Consider the following 18918-nt stretch of genomic DNA (forward strand, 5'->3'; position numbering starts at 1 on the left):
GGCAGGCGCGCGGCGTCAGCCTCCGGGCATCGGCGTTCCGCAGTTGCCGCAGAACTTGGCGCCGGGCGTCGCTTCCGATCCGCAGTTCGGGCAGTGCCTCGGTGGCGAGGCCAGGCGCGCTCCGCAGTTCATGCAGAACTTCGCGCTCGCCGGATTCGCGGATCCACAAGCGGCGCAGGAGGTCTGGGCCGTCTCCGGCGACGCGGCCGGCGGCTGCGGCGCGGGGGAGTGGTTGCCGACGTGGTGACCGATCGCGTTCAAACTCAAAGCCGCGCCGAGAAATCCGCCTTCGACGCCGTGGTGGTGTCCGCGCGCGAACCCCTGGCTCGCTCCGAGCGCGAGCTCGCCCGCGGCATAGCGCTGGAAATCACCGGTGAGGTTGATGTACTTGACGTCCTTGGCCAGGCGCTTGAGGCGCTCGGCGTCCTCCGGGGCCAGACTGATGTCGAAATTGCCCATCCGCGGGATGCGCAGCCCGTATTCGTAGAGGGTGGTGTTGGTCTGGCGCAGCACCGCCTGCTCGATGGGTTGCAGTTGCGCCGAGAGACCGAGCACCGGCCAGTCGCCGCCGGCGACACCCCGGGTCACCGCCATCTTCATGGATTTGAGCAGTAGGTCGGCGCACCAGTTCTGCACGCGCTCCTGGTCGGTGAGATCGGCCGTGCCCGACAGCGCGGTGAGCAGCTCGGCCGGGTCGCGAACGCTCAGGGCGAATTCGCCGAACACGCGCAGCGTCACCACCTGCTCGCTGACCGGGTCGAGGATGTCGTCGAGCCGTCCGCCGAAGCGAATCCCGGGGAACTCGCGGGTGGAGACGAAATACAGTTCGGCGCGGTAGAAGTTGCCGCCGGTGAGGGTGTCGACGAGCGCGCCGAGCACGGGGAGCTCGTCGGCGTCGATGCGGTGGCGCCCCGGGCCCATCGCGCCGACCACCCGCCCGGATTTGAGGAAGAGGGCGATCTGGTCGGCATTGACCATCGCGCGGCTGTACCGGCGGATGTTGATGTCCGGCCACTTGTAGACCAGTTGGTTCTTGCGGTCCTCCGGGACCGCGATGAATTCCCGCTCGAACCAGGCCATCTGCGCTCCCTCATCCGATTTGTCTCATCCAGCGTACCGATATGCGGTGGCACGATCAACGAATCTGGGGCGATCGTCGCTGCTCTGGCACCTTTTTTCGAAAGGCTTTGATGTCCAGCGTGTTACAAGTCGCGACTCGCTATTGAACGTACCGCTATGTAACGGTACATTGAGCGAAGTTATGATCGCCGTCACCTGAAAGGCCATCGCCATGACCACAGTTCGACCACCCGCGGAGGCGGCCGCGCAGCCTGCCGGGCTCGAAGACGAGGACTCGGGTTACCACAAGTCGCTGCGCCCGCGTCAGCTGCAGATGATCGCGATCGGTGGGGCGATCGGCACCGGCCTGTTCCTCGGCGCGGGTGGCCGGCTGGCCAGTGCCGGCCCCGGCTTGTTCCTCGTGTACGCCATCTGCGGCGTGTTCGTCTTCTTCATCCTGCGGGCGCTCGGCGAGCTGGTGCTGCATCGCCCCTCCTCGGGATCGTTCGTCTCCTACGCCCGCGAGTTCTACGGCGAGAAACTGGCTTTCGCGGTCGGGTGGATGTACTTCTTCCACTGGTGCATGACCGGGATCGTAGACATCACCGCCATCGCGACGTATGTCCATTACTGGGGGGCGTTCGAGGCGATACCGCAGTGGACGATCGCCCTGGTCTCGCTCGCGATCGTGGTCAGCATCAACCTCGTGTCGGTGAAGTGGTTCGGCGAACTCGAGTTCTGGGCAGCGCTGATCAAGGTGGTCGCCCTGGTGACCTTCCTGATCGTCGGCACGGTGTTCCTCGCCGGTCGCTTCAAGATCGACGGCCAGGTCACCGGCCCGAGCGTGATCGCCGACAACGGCGGGCTGTTCCCGACCGGGTTGCTCCCGCTGGTCCTGGTCACCACCGGCGTCGTGTTCGCCTACGCGGCGGTGGAGCTGGTCGGCACCGCGGCCGGTGAGGCGGAGAACCCGGAGAAGATCATGCCGCGCGCGATCAACTCGGTGATCGCCCGGATCGCGCTGTTCTACGTGGGCTCGCTGGTCCTGCTGGCGCTGCTGCTGCCGTACACCGCGTTCAAGAACGGTGAGAGCCCCTTCGTCACCTTCTTCTCGCGCCTCGGCGTCGACGGAGCCGGCTCCGTGATGAACCTCGTGGTGCTGACCGCGGCGTTCTCCAGCCTGAACGCCGGTCTCTACTCGACCGGCCGTATCCTGCGCTCGATGTCGATGAACGGCAGCGCGCCGACCATCGCGGCACGGATGTCCAACGGCGGCGTGCCCTACGTCGGCATCCTCGCCACCGGCGCGGTCGCGCTCATCGGCGTCGGCCTGAACGCGGTGGTGCCCGAGCAGGCCTTCGAGATCGTGCTGAACATGTCGGCGCTCGGCACCATCTTCGCGTGGGCCGCGATCGTGGTCTGCCAGCTGCAGCTGTGGCGCTGGTCGCGCACCGGCCGGGCGCAGCGGCCGTCGTTCCGGCTGATCGGCGCGCCGTACACCAGCTTCGCCACGCTGGCCTTCCTGGTCGTCGTGGTCGGGCTGATGGCCTTCAGCGACGACCACGTGCAGCGCGGCGCCGTGATCGCGATGGTCGTCATCATGGTTCCCGCGCTCGTCGGCGGCTGGTTCCTCGCCCGCAAGCGGGTGCTGCAGATCGCGGAGATCCGTCAGGGCATCACCGGTCAGTTCCCGGTCCTCGCCGAGCGGCCGCGCCGCGAATCGGGCGATCCGGTGGTGATCCTCGACAAGCCCGACGAAGAGTGAGGCAGTATCCGCCCCGGGCCGCTCGCCCGGGGCGGATATATTCCCAATGGCGGGAACAACCCCAGCGCGCATCGACAGGCGGCGGACCAGAATGAAACCGCGATCACACGGCGGGTCTGAGAGGTTCGTATGCCGGAGCACCCCAGCGCATCCGACCGTCCACTTGCGCACCCTTGGGCGAATCGGCGCATGCGCGGTACCGACGTGCCCCGGCGAACTTCCCACCCGTGGGCGACTCGGCATCTGCTCAAGACCGAAGTGCCCCCCCGGCTACCCAATCCGTGGTCGACACCCCAGTACGTCGCGCCACCACGTGCCCTGGCCGTCGACTCCGTTCCCAGCGCCGTCGAGCCGGACGGCCGGGAGGACGGCGGTGAGCACACCATCGGGACCGCCGAGCTGCTGCTCGGCGCACTCGAGTCCGACCCGGGTTCCGGGCGCAGCGGGCGCTCGCGGCCGAGCGGGCGCAGATTGGGCGGCGGTCTGGTGTCCATGCCCAAGGTGAGTCCGCTCGATCCGCGCACCGCGGTGATGCAGAACCCGGAAGTGCCCGAGCACAAACGGTTCTGCTGGAAATGTCAGCAGCCGGTGGGCCGCACCGCCGAAGGGAAGCCGGGGGCGGTCGAAGGCGAGTGCGGCAGATGCGCTTCGCCGTTCAACTTCCGGCCCTTGCTCCAACCGGGGGAGATGGTCGCCGACCAGTACGAGGTCCAGGGCTGCCTGGCCCACGGCGGACTCGGTTGGATCTACCTGGCGATCGATCGAAACGTGAGCGACCGCTGGGTGGTGCTGAAGGGGTTGCAGAACCCGCTCGACTTCGAGGCGCACGTGGTCGCCCTGGCCGAGCGCCAATTCCTCTCCGAGGTGGCCTATCCCGGCATCGTCAAGATCCACAACTTCGTCAAGCACCGCTCCGGGCGCGACGTGGCCGACGGCTACATCGTCATGGAGTACGTGGGCGGGCGCTCGCTGAAGAAGATGCTGGATCTGCGTGCGCCCGAACGCATCCCGGCCTCCGAGGCGATCGCCTTCATGATGGAGATCCTGCCCGCGCTGGACTACCTGCACTCGTTCGGGTTGGCCTACAACGATCTCAAGCCCGACAACATCATGGTCAGCGAGGACGAGGTCAAGCTGATCGACCTCGGCGCGGTGGCCGCGATGGAGTCCTACGGCAGCATCTACGGCACTCCGGGCTATCAGGCGCCGGAGATCACCGAGACCGGCCCGACGGTCGCCTCGGACATCTACACCGTGGGGCGGACACTGGCCGCGCTGGTGCTGGACATGCCCAAGAACCCCGAGGGACACCAGCTGCCAGGCATCCCCTCCCCGGAGGACCAGCCGCTGCTGCGGGACTATCCGGCGTTGTACCGGCTGCTGTGCCGCGCGACCGACCCCGATCCGCGCCGCCGCTTCCCGACCGCCTACGCGATGTACGGCCAGCTCGCCGGCGTGCTGCGCATGGTGCTCGCCTACGACACCGGCAAGGAGCATCCGCAGGCGTCGTTGGAATTCGGCGCGATGCGCGGCGATTTCGGCATCGAGACGTTGATCGGCCAGACCGACGGCATGACCGACGGACGGCATCGCCTGCCCGCGCTGGACGCGCCCAGCGTCGTCGCCGCCCTGCCGGTGCCGCTGATCGACAGCGAGGACCCCAGCGCCGATCTGCTGTCCACGCTGCTGCACGGTGATCCGAGGCATGCGCTGGACGCGCTGCGCCGCACCGCCGACCGCATCGTCTCCGGGACCATCCCGGAGCCGGAGACGTTCGAACTGGAGGGCACGCTCACCGCGGTGCGCGCGCACCTCGACCTGGGCGAGGTGGTGCCCGCCTGCGACCGGCTCGCCGATCTGCGGCCCGACTACGGCACGGACTGGCGCATCGAGTGGTACTCGGCCGTCGCCGCCCTGCTGGACGGGCAGTACGAGCGCGCCTACGAGTACTTCGACCTGGTGCACGGCATGCTGCCCGGTGAGATCGCCCCCGCGCTGGCGCTGGCGGCCACCGCCGAACTCACCCTCCAGCACCTCGGGGATGCCGCGGACGACCGCTGGCATCGGCTCGCCGAGGAGTACTACCGCACGGTGTGGCGGACCAATCACGGCGTGGTGAGCGCGGCGTTCGGCCTGGCCCGCAGGCTCGCCGCCGACGGCGATCTGCTGGAGGCCGTCGAGGTGCTCGATCAGGTGCCTGAGGCGTCGCGGTATCAGAGCGTGGCGCGCATGACCGGCTGTCTGCTGCTGGTCTCGCAACCGATCCCGGAGACCACCGAGGCCGATCTGCTGGAGGCGGCCGCGCGGCTGGACGCCGCGCCCGACGAACCGCGGGCGCTGCAACTGCAAGTGATCGTGGTGGGAGCGGCGCTGGAATGGGTGCGCGCGGGCGGGCAATCCGCCACCCCCGACGCGACCCTGCTCGGTTTCCCGTTCACCACGCTGGGTCTGCAACGCGGACTGGAGACGAGCCTGCGGGCGCTGGCCAGGATCGCGCCGCACCGGCTGCACCGCTATCGCCTGGTCGACCTGGCCAACTACGTGCGGCCGAAGTCCAGGTGGTGACCGGTCTCAGGTGGTGCGCGCGGTGAGCATGAAAAGAGCTGGCGCGGCCAGGATCAGCAGCAGCCACAGCCAGGTGCCCGTGGTCACCGCGAGCGCCACCGAGAAGACCACCGTCGCCCCGGCCAGCACGGCCAGACGTGGCAGCGGGTTGACCGGCGTGACCTCGGCCGGTGGCGGTGTGCTGCCCGGCAGGTCGGCGAACAGTTCGGCCAGCTGAGTCTTGCTGGTCGCGGCCGAGACGGCCGCGCTGAGTTCGTCGAACTCGGCCAGCGACAGCCGGCCCGTGCCCAGGTGGTGGGTCAGCTCGCGCATCGCGCGCTCGCGGTCGGCGAGACTGGCCGGAGGGCCCGCGGAATCACCCATGCCGGAAGGATAGGTCGCAGCGGCGCGACCGGGCGCCGGACGGATTTCCAGCGGCGGGAAGAAGGGGCGGCCGGCGCGCCCGCGGCGGGGCGATCCGCCGCACGCAGTGGTGTTTGCTGAAACGTCGCTAGAGACCGGTCGGTCGCCCCGGCAATGGCCGCGCACCGGCGGTCGTCACGTGTTGCGATGTGGTTTCCTTGAGGTATGACTGCGGGTGTGGAATACACGATCGACGAGCTGGCGCGTGAGGCCGGTACGACCGTGCGCAGCCTGCGCGTTTACCACGAACGCGGTGTGCTGCCGCCCCCGCAGGTCAAGGGGCGTACCGGGTTCTACGGCGCCGACCACCTCAACCGGGTGCGCACCATCAGCAGGTTGCTCGATCGTGGGATCAAGCTCAACGGCATCAAGGAATTGCTCAACGCCTGGGACCGTGGTGACGACCTGGGGGACATCCTCGGTGTCGGCGAGCCCGGCTCCACCGAGGCGCCCGTCGTCGACGCCGCCGACACGATCGCGGCGACCGAGTTGGCCGAGCGCTATCGCGACGTGCCCAACGGTCTGGCCCGGGTCGTGGCCGCGGGTCTGTACGAACCCGTCGACGCGGCGACCTACCGGATCGCCGACCGCCGCCTGGCGCACAGCCTCGACCAGATGACGGCCGCGGGCATCCCGGCCGAGGAGGTCCTCGGCGAACTGGAGAAGCTGCGCGCCGACGCCGAGCGGATCGCCCGGCGCTACGTGGATCTGTTCCGTCGCACCGCGTGGGCGTCGTTCCAGGACTCCGAACGCGGCCCCGCGCAGGTCGACGAACTCGCGCAGCGGCTGGCGGCGACAAGGGCGGTCCCGGCGGAGACCACGGCCGAACTCGTGAACCGGCTCGTCGCAAGGTATCTCGACCAGGACGCGGAGCTGGCCGAGACGCTGCCGGACGCTTGATCCTCCCGCGCGGCCGCACCGATCGAAGTATTTCCGTTTCAGATTCCCAGCATTGGCGATACGTAGCGGTAACGTGCCGTTGATCAACGGTATATTGGGGTCATCCGGCGCGCGATCGCGGCGCCGAGCCGCCTGAGTTCCCCTACTTAGGTATGTCTGCGGGCAACCTACCGATGCGCCGAAGTGTCGCTTCGCCCGACAATCTCTCTGTCGCACAAGGGCAGCAGATGGGTGTGGGCACATGGGAAGCGTGACACTGTGGATGCAGATGTCGCTCGACGGCTTCGCGGAAGGGCCGGATCAGGAAGTCCACTGGCCGGTGGTGGACGAGGAACTGTGCGAATCGTTCCTGGACGAATTGCGCTCGGCGGACCTGTTCCTCTACGGCCGCAAGACCTACGAGATCATGGCGTCGTTCTGGCCGACGGCCGACGTGGATCCGGCGATCTCGGAGTTCTACGTGGATTTCGCGCGGTGCTGGAAAGAGACGCCGAAACTGGTGTTCTCCCGCACCATGTCGCGGGCGAACTGGAACACCCGCGTGGTCGGCGGCGACCTCGTCGAGGAGGTCACGGCGTTGCGCGCGCGGCCGGGGTGCGACATGGTCCTGTTCGGCGGCGCGGAGACGGCGTCGGAGTTCATGAAGCACGACCTGATCGACGAGTACCGGTTGTTCGTGCACCCCATCCTGCTCGGCGGCGGGATCCCGCTGTTCCCGACGCCCGCGGTGGTGTCGGGATTGCAGCTGGTGGACGTGATGACCTTCGACAGCGCGGTGGTCCAGATGCACTACCAGCAGACGGCGTCGGCCAGGTAGGAACCGGCGCGGGAAGCGCGCACCGCCTCCGCGTCCGCGTGAGCGGCCGACCGGACCTCGGACGTAACCTCTGATTGTCGAGCGCGTTGCCGCGTCGTCGGCTAACTTTCGTTTTATGTCCCTGGTTCAGGCACGTGGCGGCGTGCTGCCTGCATCCACCAGTGAATTCGTCGGCCGGGAAACGGAATTGGACCGGCTCGGCGCGTTGCTGGACGGCGGCGCGCGCCTGATCACCCTGGTCGGGCCGGGCGGGATCGGCAAGACGCGCTTGGCGGCGGAGGCGCTGCGCCGCGGCGTCCGCGCCCGCGGCAGGCCGGTGTACTGGGCGCGGCTGGCCGGGTTGGAGGCCGGCAGCACCGCCACCGCCCAAGACGTCATGCAGTCGGCCGTGCGCGCCGACCTCGGTGCGCCGCCGACCCGGTCCGCGCTGGTGCGCACCTTCACCAGCGCTGACCGCTCCGCCGAGCGCGCCATCCTGGTACTGGACAACTGCGAACACCTGCTCGGCGCGGTCGCGGCGATGATCACCGAGTTGCTGGAAGCCACACCGGGACTGACCGTCGTGGCCACCAGCCGCGAACCGATCGGCTGGGCCGACGAGTACATCCTGCCCGTGCCGCCGCTGTCGCCGCGGCAGTCGCTCGAATTGTTCCGGCAGCGGGCCGAACTCATCGGGCGGGCGATCCCGGACGAGCGCGAGGCGACGGCCGTCGCCGCGCGGATCTGCCGCCGGGTCGACCACAATCCGCTGTTCATCCGCCTGGCCGCGGCGCGCCTGCGGCATCAGCCGCCGCTCATGGTGCTGCACGAACTCACCGGCGACGCGGACGACAAACGGTTGCACTGGACCCACGGGGCACGGGCGGGCGCCGAACGGCGCCACCGCGGCGTCTACGACGTGATCGCGTGGTCGTTCGCGCTGTGCGGCCCCGCCGAGCAGTTGCTACTGGAGCGGCTGTCGGTCTTCGCCGCCGGGTACGAGACCGATGACGAGTCGCTGCGCGGCGGCATCGAACTGGACGCGGCGATCGCGGTGTGCGCCGACGAGGACCTGCCGGCCGGTGCGATCGAACAGCTGCTGGAGCGGCTCACCGAACGGTCGCTGTTGTCCGCGCACCTCACCGCGACCACGGTCAGCTGGTATCTGGTGGGAAGCGTCCGGGTGTTCGCCCGTGAGCGGCTGTGCCGCCGGGGCCGCGCCGAGCTCGACCGCCTCGCCGCACGGCATCGCCGGTATTTCCGGGACAAGGTGGTCGCCGGGCAGGCCATGTGGCTCGGCCCGCAGGATCAAGCCTGGCTGGCCTGGGCGCGATCGGCTTGGAACGACATCGTGCTCGGCATCGAGTCCGGCTTGGCGGACCCGGCCGAAGCCGTGGTCGCGCTGGAGACCGCCACCGTGCTGTTGTCGATGAAGGTGCCGTACGTCAAATCCGGCGCAGGCGTGCTGACCCGGTTGACCGAACGCGCGCTGGAGGCCACCCGCGGGTGCGGCCTCGGCCCCTCCGGGCTCGCCGACCTGGCCACCGCGCTGCTCGGCTGGATCGCGCTGTGGCAAGGGCGGACCGATCACATCCCGCGACTACTCGCCGACCGCGCGGCCCTGCCGCCCGGCGCGGGCCCGCGCTACACCGACACGGATTTCGGTCTGCCCGCGCCGGTCGAGTGGATGTGGGGACTGGAACTGATGCTCGTGCGCGGCGACCCGCGCGCGATCGCCGTCCTCACCCGGGCCCGCCGCAAGTTCGCCGAACAGGGCGATCGCATCGGCGCCGAGCGCAGCGACGTGTTCGTGGTCTTCTGCGCCGCCCTCGTCGGCGACCGGCGGCAGGCGCTGGAGCACACCGAGCGGTTCCTCGCGCGGTCGGCGTCCTCCGGATCGACGCTGTCGCGCGCCTGGGCCGAGATCGCGCGCGCGGTGGCGCTGGCCAAGCACGGGTCCGCCGCGGAGGCGCTGACACTGACGCACGGCGTGCTCACCCGCTACCGCGGCGAGCCGGACACCTGGACGGCTAGCTGGGCGGTCGGCGCGCACATCGTCGCGCTGGCCCAGGTGCTCGTCGCGGAGCGCGCCGAGGGCCGCGATCGGGCCGCGTGCGCCGACACCGCGACGGAGATCGCCTATCTGGTGGGCAGTTTCAAGACGCGGCAGCGTTCGATGGGCATCTCCGTCGAACGGGTACCGCTGATCGCCGCCGAGATCCGCGGCGCGGCGGAGGTCGCCCGCGCGGTGCTCGGCGACCGGGCCTACGCCGCCGCCGAGCGCAGAACGCGGTTGCGTCCCGAACTGGACGCGCTGTGGTGCCCCACCGCGGACGCGGTCGCGCCCGCCAGGCGGCCGGATCGCCCGGCCGCCTCCAGACCGGTGTCGCGGCGGCCCGCTTCGCGCTGGGACGATCTGTCCGACGCCGAACGCGATGTCGCCGTCTTCGCCGCCGCGGGCTGGCCCAACAGTGCCATCGCCGGGCACCGGCGCAGCTCCATCCGTACGGTCGACGCGCAGGTCGCCACCATCCGGCAGAAGCTGATGATCGCCTCGCGCGCCGACATCGCGGCCCACATACCCGACGAGCTGGCCGATCGGGTCAGGTACGAAGCCGAGCGTCGGCCCAGGCGCGGTCACAGGAAAAGGACCGGTCGCAACCATTAGGCTGCTCGAGCGGTGGAGTCCCGGATCGGTAGGTGCGTCGGCATGTCGGAGGTGAACAGCGGTGGCGACAACGGCCCCGCCGCGCCCGGTGAGTTCGTGGGCAGACACGCCGAACTGCGGCGGATAGAAGCCCTGCTCAGCTCGTCGAGCGCCCGGTTGATCACTTTGGTCGGGCCCGGCGGCATCGGGAAGACGACGCTGGCGGTCGAAGCCGTGCGGCGCTATCGCGGCGCGGTCCGGCACCCGGTGTACTGGACCAGGCTGGCCCGGCTCGTGCCCGGCGCGGAGACCGGGGCGGTCGCCGAGGAAGTGCTGCTGTCGGTCGCGAAGAACGGCATCGCGGGCCGCTCCGCCTGGGACGGCTTGGTGGAGATCTTCGCCGACGGCTTCGTCGAGGGCGAGGCGCACCGGACCATCCTGGTGCTGGACAACTGCGAACACGTGCTGGCGGGCGTCGGCCCGCTCGTCATCGGGCTGCTGCAGGCGGCCCCCGGCCTGACCATCGTCGCGACCAGCAGGGAGCCGATCGGCTGGATCGACGAGCAACTGGTGACCGTGCCCCCGTTGTCGAGCGCGCACGCCCTCGAACTGTTCCGGCGGCGAGCCGAGCGCACCGGACGGCCGATTCCCGAGGATCCCGGCCAGCTCGACATCGCCACCCGCATCTGCGGGCACGTCGACAACAACCCGCTGTTCATCCGCCTGGCCGCGGCGCGGCTGCTGCACCGGCCACCCGCGATCGTGCTGCGCGAGTTGTCCGGCGACACCGACGATCGCCGCCTGCAGTGGACGCACGGCGCCAGGGGCGGCGTCGGCGAACGGCACCGCAGTGTGCGCGACGTGATCGCCTGGTCCTACGGTCTGTGCACCGCGCAAGAGCAGTTGCTGCTGGACCGCTTGTCGGTGTTCGCCACCGGTTGCGACGCCGAGGACGACGAGACGCCGTGCGGCGGGGCCGAGGTGGACGCGATCGTGGCGGTGTGCGCGGACGCGGCGCTGCCCGCGGAGCGGATCGGCGGGCTGCTGGAGCGCCTGGTCGAGCGCTCGCTGCTGTCGGCCCGCATCACCGCGTCCACGGTGCGCTACTACCTGCTGGAAAGCGTCCGGGTGTTCGTGCGCGACCGGCTGTCCGCCCGCGGCGACCACCTCGACGAGGCGCGGCTGCTCGCCCGGCACCGGCGGCACTATCGCGACCGCGTCGCCTCGGGCCCCTCCTTCTGGTACGGCCCGAGGGAACAGGAGTGGATCGACTGGGCCCGCGCGGCCTGGGACAACATCCTCATCGCCATCGAGACCAGTCTGGCCGATCCGGAAGAGGCCGTGGTCGGGTTGGAGACCGCCGCGACGCTGATGGCGTTGCGCGTGCCGTTCATCACCGGGTCCAACCGCGCCATCACCAGCCTCACCGAACAGGCGCTGGAAGTCACCGCGCAGGTCGAGCCGCCGCCGACCCGGCTGCGGATCAACGCGACCGCCCTGGTGGGCTGGATCGCCATCTGGCAGGGCAGACACGCCTACACCGCGCAACTACTGGACGAATGCGCCGCGGAGTGCCTGCCGGACGCGCGACTGCGGCGTCGCTGGCGTGAGACGACCGCCACCGATGCCGGCCTGCCCGCCGCGGTGGAGTTCACCTGGGGGCTCGAGCTGCTGCTGATCCACCTCGACATCCGCGCGGTGGACGTGCTGGCCAGGGCGCGGCGGAAATTCGCCGTGCTCGGCGACCGGGCCGGCGAGCAGCGCAGCGAATTGTTCGAAGCGCTCACCTACGCGAACCTGGGTGAGGCGGACGTCGCGCTCGCGGCCGCGCGCAGGCATCTGGACCGGGCCGTGGCCTCCGACGCGGGCTGGGCGACCTCGTGGGCCGAGCTGGCCTGGATGATCGCGGTCTCCCGGCACGGGGACGCGCGGGAGGCGGTCACGCTGGGGAAGTCCATTCTGGAACGCCTGCTGATCACGGGCGACACCTGGACGGCGGGCTGGGTCGCGCATTTCATCATGATGGCGCTGACCTACCTGCTGTCCGCCCGGATCGAGGCGGGGGACACCGACAGCGCCGAGGCGATCGCCGCCGCCACCGAGATCGCCCATCTGCAAGGCGGGATCGCCACGCTGCACCGTTCCATGGGCATCGTCGCGGATCGGGTGACCCTGGTGGCCAGGGGCACCGCTCAGGCCGTCACGGCGGTCACCGCGGTCATCGGCGCGGAGGCGCACGAGGCGGCGGTCCAGCGCGGCGCGCGCCTGCGTCCCGAACGCGACGAACTGCAATTGCTGCTGCTTGGCAGGCTGCCCGCCGACCGCCTGCTGCCCGCGCGGCGGCCGCAGGCCAGGTCGACGGCCTCGCGCTGGGACGAGCTGACGCCCGCCGAACGCGAGGTCGCCGTGCTGGCCGCCGCGGGCTGGGCCAACAGCGCCATCGCCGCGCGCAGGGGCAGTTCGATCCGGACGGTCGATGCCCAGGTGGCGACCGTGCGCAGGAAGCTGATGGCGGCCACGAGGGCCGACATCAGCTGGCATGTGCCGGATCACCTCGAGGAGCGGATCCGGCTGGAATCGCAGCGGAGGCCGGCGCGCACGCGAACACGCCCGTGACCGCGGCGGTCACGGGCGTGCCGGTGGATGGGCCGGGTCAGGTCAGCGAGCCGTCGTAGCACAGGCTCGACGACCGCCAGGAATGCTGCGGGCCGGTGCCGGGATCGAAGGTCCACTGGTCGATCGATCCGGCGGCCTTCCACCACACGGAGCCGCGGCCGTCCGAGACCACCTGGTAGACGTCCTCGGAGCCCTCGATGAGCTGGCTTCCGACGCAGTAGTCGTTGTATTCCGTGCCGTACTGGCGGGCGCCGGGGCTGAACAGGCCCGCAGGGTGGGTGTAGGCGCCCGGGTTCGGCACGGTGCTGCCCTGCCGCACGGCGTTGCCGCGATGCCAGTAGGGCGCGCCGACCGCGTCGGTGCCGCAGCTGAAGGTCCAGCCACCCGCGACGACCGTGGTGCCCTGGCCGTAGGCGCCCCCGGCCCAGAGGCAGGCAGCGCCCTGAGCCTCGGCGGTGCCCGCGCCGAGGCTCAGGCCGCCCGCCGCCACCGCTGCCGCCGCCAGCAGGGTGAGCGTCCGTGCCGTGCCGCGCTTGTCCTCACACGCGGTCGTCCGGCGAAGCCCGTTGATCTTGAACATGGGTGTTTCTCTTTCGTGCGCTATCCCGGCCGGAGTGGATTTCCGGGATGGGTGATACTTCAAGTAGTGTGCCGCTAGATAGCGGTACAATCGGTCCGAGTGGACGTCACGGAAGGTTCGTGGGTGCAGCCGGTCCGGCGCTCACTGGCACCAGCGGGCCTGCGGACGGCAGACGGTGTAGCCGCTGCCGTCCGGGCGGGCGACGCGCGACCAGCTGGGGCTGGCCGACGAGTCGCCCGTGGTGGTGTCGGCCGGGGCGGGACGGCTCTGGCGCTGGTGATAGTCGCGGATGGCGTCGTCGTGCTCCTCCGCGCGCAGCGGGTCGTTGTCGCTGTGGTTGTAGCCCATCGGATCGATGTGGTGCCAGCCGTTGGTGTCGCCGGTGCCGTTGCGCGGGTCCGACGGGCCCGAGTGCGACTCGGCGCCTGCGATGCCGGCGCCGGCGGCGGTGAGCATGCCGACGATCGCGGTACAGGCGAGCAGTCGCCGTGCGGCGGAATGGGTGGTGGCGGTCATCGTAAGTCTCCGTTCGGGATTCGAGCCGTGCGCGGCGACACGGTTCGAGCGGCGGCGGTGCGGCGAACGTCGATGGTCGTGGTTGCCGCGCGAGGTGGGGGCGGGGAAGGGATCGGGGCGGCATCCGTCGCGGACGGCTCGTCCGCGGGCCGGTGCCGGTCGGCTCGGTCCCGGTTGTCGGGATGGGAGGAGCCCGGCCTGTCGTATCCGTGGCGGCCCGGGTCTGCGGGGCGCGGTGCCGCGACGATCGCGTCGGGCCCGGCCAGCGCATCGGCTTGCGCCGGGGTTTCCGGCGTTGCCGCTATCGCGCTCACGATCAGCGGGCGGACGAGCCAGGTCTGTGTCCGTCGCTGGTGCGGCGTGATGCCGGTCATCGTTCGCGTCCGTTCATCTCGCCACCTCGGGCTCGGGGATCGGTCCGGTGGGGTCCGATCGGCGGGTCCCTATCCATCGTGCCGTTGGATAACGTCACATTAATCGACGGGTCGATCCCTTGTCGAGTGCTTTCTCGAGCATGGGAAGAGTCGCCACGTTTTCCGCGCGGCCCGGCACCGCGACCAGCGGCGACGCCAAGCGTCTTGAACCCGAGGGGCTGCGCGACCTCCCCCAGGGGTGGCGCATTTCCGGGCCGGAATCCGCGTACATATGCGTTGTCGACGCGCGCTGGGGTGGTCGGAATCGACGTCCGCGCAACCTCGTCGAGCGGACTGCGGTTTGCTACCGACGAGGCTGGACTTCGGTGGGCATTCGTCGTCCGAGACCGGCCGCACCGCCCGGCGAGAGGGTAATTAGGTCGCGACGCGAAAAAGGGCGCCTGCCGTGATGGCAGACGCCCTTATGGGGCCGCTGAATCAGGCTTCGGTGACCGCCGCGTACGCCGGAGCCGCCGCGCCCGCGGCCGCCGCGGGCGCGCGGCTCGGCTTGGCGGCGGCGGGGTCGCGGAACGGCGCCTCGATCACGGCGCGCTCCCGCCACAGGTAGTACAGCGCCATGGCGAAGATGCTCGTGCCGATCACGTTGGCCAGGAAGTGCCACCAGATGCGGTAGGTGGACGCGCCCGCGCCCGGATCGAGCAGGCCGAAGAAGGTCGACAACCCGATCGCCTTGGTGCCGAACGCCACCGTCAGCGTGAGCGCGAGATGTTCGAGCCCGTGGATGCCCTGCATCAGCACGCCCATGCGGCCCCACTTGCGTGCCTTGCTCTCCAGGGCGTGATGGGTGACCAGTGCGACGCCGACCAGTCCGGCGAGGAAGTGGAAATTGCCGACCAGGTGCAGGATTTCCATGCCCAGCGCCGGTTTCATGTGGTTCACCTGGCCGAATCCGTTGGCCAAGCCGGTGCCCCACGGGGTCATCCACGACGGTGCGTTGGGGTGCTGGACCCAGTATCCGACCTGTGCCACGTGCTCCTGGAAGTGACCGATCTGGGCGATGACGCCCAGCGCGACGACCCCGAGCGCGGTACGGAACATCCACGGTCGCAGCGGTTTACGTATCGCGACGGCGAGCACGCCGACGGCCGCCCACATGACGACCATCCACGCCACCATCAAGATCGCACCTAGGATGTCCAACCCGGTCGCTTCGGCTGTGTGGTTCATGAGAACCGCCCTTCTGCGCGCCCTCCGGCAACGGCGACGGATGGGGGAGTTGCTACGGAAACGCGCGAAACGCGTTGTCCGCAAGATACAAGGTGGCGACGGTCTCTGTCCGCGATTTTCTAATGTCCTGAAATCTCTCACAATTCGGCCCGAGTCATACCGAAGACGTATCGGGCGTGGTCAGGGTGTGCGCAAGAACCTTTCGACGATGCGGCGTGCGCGGTCGGCGGCGTCCGGATCGCCGATCCGCAGGGCGGTGTTCGTCGCGCAGAGCACCGCGTCGATCTGGAACGCGGCCAGATCGGCGTCCAGCTCGGCGATCTCACCGGCGGACGCCGCGGCGCGCAGTTCCCGCGCCAGCAGCCGCACCCACGCTCGCTGGTCGCGGAACAGGGCGTCGCGCACCGGCCCCGGCTTGCTGTCGTGCTCGGCCATGGTCGCGACGCGGAAGCATCCGCCAGGGAACAGCGGCGTCGTGGCGTAGACCATCCAGTGCTCCACCAAGGCGCGCAGGCGAGCGACGCCGTGCGGCGCGGACCGGGCAGGTTCGACGACCGCTTCCACGAACCGGTCGCGCGCGTGGTCGACGGCGGCCAGCTGCAATGCCTCCTTGGTGCGGAACAGGGTCTGGATCCCGGCCTTGCTCAGCCCGGTGTCCTCGGCCAGCCTGCCGAAGCTCAGGCCGTCCAATCCGTCGAGCGAGGCGATGTCGACCGCGTGTCGCAGCACCGTGGCGCGGGTCCTGGCGCCGCGCAGCAGGCGTTTGTCGGTGATTTCGGCGGTTCGCGGGACACTTTCCATACGGTCGATCGTACTTCTGCCGGGCCGGAACCCGCACCGGCCGGGACGGAAGTCCGTCGTACGGTTCAGGCGCGCTCGTAGGGCCAGCTCCAGTCGGCGACCTCGGGGATGTCCTCGCCGTGATCCCTGGTCCACGCGCTGGCCGTCCACCGCGCATCGGCCATCTCCTGGCGCAAGCCCGCGGCCCGCTCGCGCAGGCTCGGCACCCGATCGATGACGTCCATCACCAAGTGGTAGCGGTCCAGATCGTTGAGCATCACCATGTCGAACGGCGTGGTGGTGGTGCCCCGCTCCCGGTAACCACGGACGTGCAGTCCGTCGTGGTTGGCGCGCCGATAGGTCAGCCGGTGGATCAGCCACGGATAGCCGTGGAAGGCGAAGATCACCGGCCGGTCCCGGGTGAACAGGGTGTCGAACTCGCAGTCGGGCAGGCCGTGCGGATGTTCCTCGCGCGGTTGCAGCCGCATCAGGTCGACCACGTTCACCACCCGGACGCGCAGCTCGGGCAGGCGTTCCCGCAGGATCGCCGCCGCGGCGAGGGTCTCCAGCGTCGGTATGTCGCCCGCGCAGGCGAGCACCACGTCCGGTGTGGTGCCCACCTCGTCGCCGTGGCAGGCCCACGGCCAGATGCCGATCCCGCGCGCGCAGTGTTCGGCGGCTTCGGTCACCGACAGCCAGTCGGCCTGCGGCTGCTTGCCCGCCACCACGACGTTCACGTAGTGGCGCGAGCGCAGGCAGTGGTCGTAGGTGGACAGCAGTGTGTTCGCGTCCGGCGGCAGATACACCCGCACGATCGAGGCCTTCTTGTTCAGCACGACGTCCAGGAAGCCGGGGTCCTGGTGGGTGAAGCCGTTGTGGTCCTGGCGCCACACGTGCGAGGACAGCAGGTAGTTCAGGCTGGGGATCGGACGCCGCCACGGCACCGCCGAACTGGCGTCGAGCCATTTGGCGTGCTGGTTGAACATGGCGTCCACGATGTGGATGAACGCCTCGTAGCAGGTGAACACCCCGTGCCTGCCGGTGAGCAGATACCCCTCGAGCAACCCCTGGCACATGTGCTCGGACAGCACCTCGATCACCCGGCCCGCGCGGTCGAGTTTCTGGTCGCGCGGGTCGATCTCCGCCTGCCAGTTGCGGCCGGTGACCTCGAGGATGTCCTGCAGGCGGTTGCTGGCCAGTTCGTCCGGCGCGAAGGTGAGGAAGTTGTCCGGATTGCGCCTGGTGACCTCGCGCAGCCAGCCGCCGAGCACCTTGGTCGCCTCGTGCGAGGTCGCGCCGGGCGCGGTGACCTCGACGCCGAAGTCGCGCCAGTCCGGCAGGCGCAGGTCGCGCACCAGCGTGCCGCCGTTGGCGACCGGATTGGCGCTCATCCGCCGATCGCCGACGGGCACCTGAGCGGTCAGCTCCGGGACCGGCTTGCCGTCCTCGTCGAACAGTTCCTCCGGACGGTAGGACCGCAGCCACTGTTCCAGCACCGCGCGGTGCCCCTCGTCCGAGCGCGCCCCCGGCAGCGGCACCTGGTGCGCGCGGAAGGTTCCCGCCACCTGGTCGCCGTCCACCACCGGGGGACAGGTCCAGCCCTTGGGTGTGCGCAGCACGATCATCGGCCAGTTCGGGCGCGTCCCGTCCGTGCCGTCGCGCGCGGCGCGCTGGATCCGTCCGATGCGGTCCATGCTCTCGTCCACCGCCGCGGCCATCGCCTGGTGCACGGCGGCGGGATCGTCACCGGCGACGACGACGGGCTCGTAGCCGTAGCCGCGCAGCAGCGTCAGCAGCTCCGTTTCCGGAATGCGGGCCAGGATGGTGGGGTTGGCGATCTTGTACTCGTTCAGCGCCAGGATCGGCAGCACCGCGCCGTCGCGCGCCGGATTGAGGAACTTGTTCGCATGCCAGCTGGTGGCCAGCGGGCCCGTTTCCGCCTCGCCGTCGCCGACCACGCAGAACACGGTGAGATCGGGATTGTCCAGGGCGGCGCCGAACGCGTGCAGCAGCGAATAGCCGAGTTCGCCGCCCTCGTGGAAGGAGCCGGGCGTCTCCGGTGCGCAGTGGCTCGGCACCCCGCCCGGGAAGGAGAACTGGCGGAACAGCGCGCCCATGCCCGCGGCGTCCTGCGGAATGTGGCTGTAGAGCTCGGAGTACGTGCCTTCCAGCCAGCCGCACGCGTTCGGGCCGGGACCACCGTGCCCGGGACCGGCGACGAAGACGGCGTTCAGGTCGCGCCTGCGGATCGCGCGATTGGCGTGCACCCAGACGAGGTTCAGGCCGGGCACCGTGCCGAAGTGCCCGAGCAGCCTGGGTTTGACGTGCTCGGCGCGCAGCGGTTCGCGCAGCAGCGGATTCGCCGTCAGGTAGATCTGGCCGACCGCGAGATAGTTCGCGGCCCGCCACCACGCGTCGATCGCCGCCAGCTCCTCGCGCCCCAGCGGTCCCGGCACGTCCGCCAGCCGATAGGGACGCGGTGCGACGGTCCGGCCGCCGGTGCTGCCGACGTTGTCCGCCGAAGTATCGCCACCCGCACTCGCCATGTGGGTCATGGGCCGACTCTCCTCACGCTCTTGGCATCGGGGGCGACGGCGACCGGCCGCCGTCCCGGTCCTGCAACGGTTGCCGACCGGAATCGACAACGCCGGATGGAGAATTCACCGCCAAGCCTAGCCGCAGCGGGCTCCG

At 70.0% G+C, this 18918-nt stretch carries 13 protein-coding genes; 6 read left to right on the forward strand and 7 right to left on the reverse strand.

Going from position 1 to position 18918, the window contains the following annotated elements; translation table 11 throughout:
* Nucleotides 1-15: 15 nt before the first annotated feature.
* Nucleotides 16-1080: an SPFH domain-containing protein gene (locus ACH49X_RS14370; protein ID WP_195077519.1), complete on the reverse strand. Its 1065-nt coding sequence runs from the start codon at nt 1078-1080 to the stop codon at nt 16-18.
* A 211-nt stretch (nt 1081-1291) separates the two neighbouring features.
* On the opposite strand from ACH49X_RS14370, the gene ACH49X_RS14375 reads away from it, so the two are divergent.
* Nucleotides 1292-2824: an amino acid permease gene (locus ACH49X_RS14375; RefSeq protein WP_357104467.1), complete on the forward strand. Its 1533-nt coding sequence runs from the start codon at nt 1292-1294 to the stop codon at nt 2822-2824.
* A 189-nt stretch (nt 2825-3013) separates the two neighbouring features.
* Entirely contained in the window at nt 3014-5389 is a 2376-nt protein-coding gene (locus ACH49X_RS14380) for a tetratricopeptide repeat protein (protein WP_323123923.1), read from the forward strand.
* A 6-nt stretch (nt 5390-5395) separates the two neighbouring features.
* On the opposite strand, the gene ACH49X_RS14385 is transcribed toward ACH49X_RS14380, so the two are convergent.
* Nucleotides 5396-5752 carry a DUF1707 domain-containing protein gene (locus ACH49X_RS14385; protein ID WP_195077522.1) on the reverse strand — a complete coding sequence of 119 codons (357 nt, stop codon included), beginning with the start codon at nt 5750-5752 and terminating at the stop codon, nt 5396-5398.
* A gap of 204 nt (nt 5753-5956) precedes the next feature.
* Here ACH49X_RS14385 and ACH49X_RS14390 point away from each other — a divergent pair, with 204 nt between their 5' ends.
* The 4 genes from ACH49X_RS14390 to ACH49X_RS14405 all read left to right on the forward strand — a co-directional run bounded on the left by ACH49X_RS14390 (nt 5957) and on the right by ACH49X_RS14405 (nt 12750).
* Entirely contained in the window at nt 5957-6691 is a 735-nt protein-coding gene (locus ACH49X_RS14390; RefSeq protein ID WP_067802421.1) for a MerR family transcriptional regulator, read from the forward strand.
* A gap of 241 nt (nt 6692-6932) precedes the next feature.
* Nucleotides 6933-7508 (forward strand): dihydrofolate reductase family protein, encoded by a 576-nt coding sequence (locus ACH49X_RS14395; RefSeq protein ID WP_323123922.1) that lies wholly within the window; start codon nt 6933-6935, stop codon nt 7506-7508.
* 115 nt (nt 7509-7623) lie between these two features.
* Nucleotides 7624-10155 carry an AAA family ATPase gene (locus tag ACH49X_RS14400; protein ID WP_357205070.1) on the forward strand — a complete coding sequence of 844 codons (2532 nt, stop codon included), beginning with the start codon at nt 7624-7626 and terminating at the stop codon, nt 10153-10155.
* A 42-nt stretch (nt 10156-10197) separates the two neighbouring features.
* Nucleotides 10198-12750, forward strand: a complete 2553-nt coding sequence (locus ACH49X_RS14405) for a hypothetical protein (protein WP_357205072.1) — start codon at nt 10198-10200, stop codon at nt 12748-12750.
* A gap of 37 nt (nt 12751-12787) precedes the next feature.
* On the opposite strand, the gene ACH49X_RS14410 is transcribed toward ACH49X_RS14405, so the two are convergent.
* From ACH49X_RS14410 to ACH49X_RS14430, 5 genes are all read right to left on the reverse strand, one after another.
* The gene (locus tag ACH49X_RS14410; protein ID WP_357205075.1) at nt 12788-13330 is read right to left on the reverse strand and encodes a hypothetical protein; all 543 of its coding nucleotides are present in this window, start codon (nt 13328-13330) and stop codon (nt 12788-12790) included.
* A 141-nt stretch (nt 13331-13471) separates the two neighbouring features.
* A complete protein-coding gene (locus tag ACH49X_RS14415) occupies nt 13472-13846 on the reverse strand; it encodes a hypothetical protein (RefSeq protein WP_357205078.1) in 375 nt (124 codons plus the stop codon).
* An 851-nt stretch (nt 13847-14697) separates the two neighbouring features.
* On the reverse strand, nt 14698-15447 hold the full coding sequence (locus tag ACH49X_RS14420) for a DUF6008 family protein (protein WP_195077527.1): 750 nt from the start codon (nt 15445-15447) through the stop codon (nt 14698-14700).
* A gap of 180 nt (nt 15448-15627) precedes the next feature.
* Nucleotides 15628-16248 carry a TetR family transcriptional regulator C-terminal domain-containing protein gene (locus tag ACH49X_RS14425; protein ID WP_357205081.1) on the reverse strand — a complete coding sequence of 207 codons (621 nt, stop codon included), beginning with the start codon at nt 16246-16248 and terminating at the stop codon, nt 15628-15630.
* Between the two features lie 65 nt (nt 16249-16313).
* A complete protein-coding gene (locus ACH49X_RS14430) occupies nt 16314-18782 on the reverse strand; it encodes a phosphoketolase family protein (protein WP_357205084.1) in 2469 nt (822 codons plus the stop codon).
* Nucleotides 18783-18918 lie beyond the last annotated feature (136 nt).

It is taken from the genome of Nocardia sp. NPDC019323 (assembly GCF_044389845.1).
Classification (GTDB): Bacteria; Actinomycetota; Actinomycetes; order Mycobacteriales; family Mycobacteriaceae; genus Nocardia; species Nocardia implantans.